Annotated in this window: 5 protein-coding genes; 2 read left to right on the forward strand and 3 right to left on the reverse strand. The window is 32.9% G+C overall.

Going from position 1 to position 3,154, the window contains the following annotated elements:
* Nucleotides 1-135 precede the first annotated feature (135 nt).
* Nucleotides 136-381, forward strand: coding sequence for a DUF2626 family protein (locus TJ68_RS01465; protein WP_040928347.1), 246 nt, complete (start codon nt 136-138; stop codon nt 379-381).
* Nucleotides 382-425: 44 nt separating this feature from the next.
* Here TJ68_RS01465 and TJ68_RS01470 read toward each other — a convergent pair whose 3' ends face one another.
* Nucleotides 426-1,049, reverse strand: a complete 624-nt coding sequence (locus tag TJ68_RS01470) for an MBL fold metallo-hydrolase (protein ID WP_040928348.1) — start codon at nt 1,047-1,049, stop codon at nt 426-428.
* Between the two features lie 87 nt (nt 1,050-1,136).
* On the opposite strand from TJ68_RS01470, the gene TJ68_RS01475 reads away from it, so the two are divergent.
* Nucleotides 1,137-1,370, forward strand: coding sequence for a DUF2759 domain-containing protein (locus TJ68_RS01475; protein WP_040928349.1), 234 nt, complete (start codon nt 1,137-1,139; stop codon nt 1,368-1,370).
* A 30-nt stretch (nt 1,371-1,400) separates the two neighbouring features.
* On the opposite strand, the gene TJ68_RS01480 is transcribed toward TJ68_RS01475, so the two are convergent.
* A complete protein-coding gene (locus TJ68_RS01480) occupies nt 1,401-2,828 on the reverse strand; it encodes a rhomboid family protein (RefSeq protein WP_040928350.1) in 1,428 nt (475 codons plus the stop codon).
* Nucleotides 2,825-3,154, reverse strand: a 330-nt coding sequence (locus TJ68_RS01485; protein ID WP_040928351.1) for a 5-formyltetrahydrofolate cyclo-ligase, incomplete at its 5' end; no start/stop codon positions are given. The genes TJ68_RS01480 and TJ68_RS01485, both read right to left, overlap by 4 nt.

Genomic DNA, 3,154 nt, shown 5'->3' on the forward strand with positions numbered 1-3,154 from the left:
TATGCTCAAAAAATCGGTTTTATCTTTTTTATTTTAAAAGTTTTAAGAATTTACAATTCCGGATTTGGTATTTACTTATCGATTAGAGTTGATTATAATTAAGTTAATAGATTATGGTTTGGTGGGAGGATTACGATGGATAAAGTATTTAAAACGCTCGGTTTTTGGACAGCAATCTTTGCGATTTTATTCTATGTCGGTGATATGACAGAAATGGCGTTTTTCTTCATCGGTCAAACTGGTTTCTTTATATTACTTGGATATATGAAACTGACTGAAAGAATGTATATGTATGTATTCGCAGCTTACCTCATGCTATTCTTTGTTGGATTTACTTACTATTCAACTTTCCTTATGGAACCAGCATTTGGTAACCAGTAAAAAATAAAAGAGAGTTCAGACATTTGTCTGAACTCTCTTTTTATTTACCATATTATGTTAGGATTTTCGTATTTTTCTTCGAGCAATGTTGTTGGCATACCGTGACCGGGATAGACGTCAAACTCTAAATTTAAATTAAATAACTTCTCTTTAATTGAATGCATGACCGCTTCTGTGTTACCACCATATAAATCTGTACGACCAACACCTTTGTTAAAGAGCACATCCCCAGAAATAATAAACATATCGTCTTCAAATATATAACTTAAACTTCCTGGAGAATGACCTGGTGTATGAAGTATTTTTAAGTCAAATTCTCCGATTGAAAGCTCCCCTTCACCAATATATATTCTCTCAACGTCGGCAGTAATTTCTTCGATAAAACGAATCGATCCGTTTTTTGTCGGATCAACTAACCACTCCGCTTCTTCTTCATTCATATATACAGGCAAATTAAAGTGTTTTGATACTTCCTCTAACGCACCGATATGATCATAATGAGAATGAGTAAGTAAAATTCCTTTGACGGTTAGGTCGCTTTCTTCAACTGTACGAATAATTTCATCACTATTAGCTGCTGGGTCAAAAATCAAACAATCTTTCTTATCATTATAAACAATATAGCAATTTGTATATAACGCTCCAAGTGGTAATGTAATGATTTCCATAGTGTCACCTCAAAATAGTCTAGACATTTACATGTATCAATTATACAATAGAGTTAACGTAATGTTAAAAGTATTGGGGGATTAAAAATGCCTTTTATTAATACAGGTGAACTGTTTAAAATTGGTGGTACATCGATTCACATTGGTGTAAACACGATGTCACTATTAATGTTACTTATTGCAGTTTTAAGTGTATACGCATTAATAAACGCGGTAAGATCTAAAAACATTCTAGGTATTATTTTTAGTATCGCAGGAATCGCAACATTCGGATTCTTCTCACTCGCAACAATCTTTACATTTGGTTATCCAGACCTTTAAAACAAAAGCTCGCGAATATTCGCGAGCTTTTTAATATCCTCTAAAACTTAATTCTTCAAGTATGACTGAGAGTTCTTCATCTTTTACTTTATTTACATTAACACCTTCACTAAGTTTTGCCATCGCTTCAAAGTCTTGGTTTTTACGTAATTCTAATAATTTACGTTTTAATACATACTCATTTTTAGGATCAAGCTCAAAAGCCGCATTAAAGTTTTCCTCAGCAGTTGCTTCATCGCCCGCAGCTTCATAAAGTTTACCGAGTATATAATAACTCATACTCGTCTCGTTTCCATATTTAAACGTTTCGTTCACTTTTTCGAGAGCATGAGCGTAATCTTTTTCATAAAAATAACGAAGTGCTTCCTCATCATACGGTTGATATGATACATGATCTCGTTGAATCATCCACATAGACACCGGTAAAACAATCATTAAAACAAATGCCCCTATGGCAATTTTAAAATCTACTTTTTTAAAGTTAAAAACGACTCCTAATAAAAGACCATATATAAAACCGCCTGCATGGGCATAGTGATTAACGTTACTAAAGAAGCTCGTTAAAACACCAATGACTACAAAGGCAGCGAGTACTTGAAATATGAGTTTCTTTTGAACTTTTTTATAAACAAGTAGATGTATAACGAGCAGCCCCATCATTCCGTAAGTTGCCCCGCTTGCACCTAGAGAAAGTGCATTTGTGATAAATACAAGAGAAACTATATTTGCTACGATTGCCGTTAAAACATAAGTTATAAGCATTTTCGTAGAGCCATATATCGATTCCACAAATTTACCTAGGACGTATATCGCAAATATATTAAATAAAAAGTGCTCGACATCTGCATGTAAAAACGCACTCGAAATGAGTCGATAAAACTCCGTATCTTGATTGACTCCGTGATGTGTTAAGCCTAAGTTGTTCGTGATGTGGACCGAATCACGTATATGAATATAAAATAAATTCGTTAAAAAGATGAGTGTGTTGATCATTATAAGTATCAACGTCATCGGTGTAAATTTAATTAGATACGTTTCAAGCGGGTTACTTGATAAAACACGCTTCTTATACCAATCTAACGGTTTAGACTTTTTATATTTCGTATCTATTTTATAGAATGGGTTTAATATGACATTCGCAATACTCTCTGTACCTGTGTGAATAACTTTTAGAGTTTTAGACTTAAATTGACGTTTAAATGGTTCACAATCGATATAGTGGACATATATTTTATTCACATTAAAGTCGACAGCTGCATCGATATTCGCTTTATTGTCATATAATATTTTAGTTGTAGTTTCAATTTCATCATCCTCAAACTGACCATCAACTAAAATCATTAATGAACGGCTTTTTCTATTTTTTAACCAAATTGTGTCTGCAACTTCGTCATAGCGTGAAAATACATATTTTGTATAACGTACAATTTCATAAGCTGCTTGCCATTTATTAATCATAATCTATTCTCTCTTGCGTTAATATTTTTTGTCGGTGTGATTAAATAATCGACAGGCATGTCGTGTGATTCAACGATCACTTCACCGAACTGTTCATCAAATAAAATCGATACAGTCTTTCCTTGATAATCCTTTAAAAATCTATCGTAAAAGCCGCCACCATAGCCCGTGCGATAACCTTTATTATTAAATATAACTCCAGGGACGACTAGTAAATCAACGTTGTTATTTAATTCATTTGATGTTGGTATAAAAATCCCTTTTTCATCTTTGAAAATTTCATCAGCACTATTCACTCTATAAAAGTCCATTTCTTTTGTTTTATA

Origin of the sequence: Nosocomiicoccus massiliensis, from assembly GCF_000438455.1 — a bacterium.
In the GTDB taxonomy this organism is placed as follows: Bacteria; Bacillota; Bacilli; order Staphylococcales; family Salinicoccaceae; genus Nosocomiicoccus; species Nosocomiicoccus massiliensis.